Origin of the sequence: Streptomyces narbonensis, assembly GCF_014649015.1 — a bacterium.
Taxonomy (GTDB): Bacteria; Actinomycetota; Actinomycetes; order Streptomycetales; family Streptomycetaceae; genus Streptomyces; species Streptomyces narbonensis.
Map to the genome: position 1 here is coordinate 1 of NZ_BMSF01000093.1, position 900 is coordinate 900.

General features: G+C 72.9%; 1 protein-coding gene. It reads left to right on the forward strand.

All coding sequences use genetic code 11. The features are described from left to right. A partial coding sequence (locus IE124_RS34125; protein ID WP_268246773.1) for a flotillin family protein occupies positions 1 to 900 on the forward strand: 900 nt, incomplete at both ends.

Sequence of the window (900 nt, forward strand, 5' to 3'; positions counted from 1 at the left end):
CGTCATCACCCGTTACAAGGTCGCCGGGCCCAGCGAGGCGTTCATCATCACGGGCCGGCGCGGCAAGCAGGCGACCGATCCCGCCACCGGGCGGGTGTTCACCGACAACAGCGGCCAGAAGGTCGTGGTCGGCGGCGGAGTCTTCGTCGTGCCGTTCGTGCAGCAGAAGTTCACCCTCGACCTGTCCAGCCGGCACATCCCCGTCGCCGTCCGCGGCGCGGTCACCCTGCGCGGCGTGAAGGCCAACCTGGAGGGCGTCGCGATCGTCAAGGTCGGCGGCACCGAGGACTCCATCCGGGCCGCCGCCCAGCGGTTCCTCATGCAGCAGGACGGCATCGTCGGCTTCACCCAGGAGGTGCTGTCCGGCGCGCTGCGGTCCATCGTCGGCCGCATGTCGGTCGAGGACATCATCCGGGACCGCGCCGCCTTCGCCGGGCAGGTCGCCGAGGAGGCGGAGGCCAGCCTGTCCGGGCAGGGCCTCGTCCTCGACGCCTTCCAGATCCAGGACATCACCACCGAGGGCTCCTACCTGGAGGACCTCGGGCGCCCCGAGGCCGCCCGCGCCAAGCAGGAGGCGGACATCGCCGAGGCCGTCGCCCGCCGCGCCGCAGAGCAGGCCCGGCTGAAGGCGGAGGAGGAGATCGCGATCGCGCAGCGGACCCTCTATCTGAAGCAGGCCGAGATCAAGGCCCAGACCGACGAGGCCGCCGCCCAGGCGAACGCCGCCGGCCCGCTCGCCGACGCCGCACGCCAGCAGGACATCCTGGCCGAGCAGGAGAAGGTCGCCGCACGCCAGGCCGCGCTCACCGACCGCCAGCTCGACACCCAGGTCCGCAAGCCCGCCGACGCCGCCCGCTACCAGGCCGAGCAGGAGGCCGAGGCGCGCCGCATCGCCCTGGT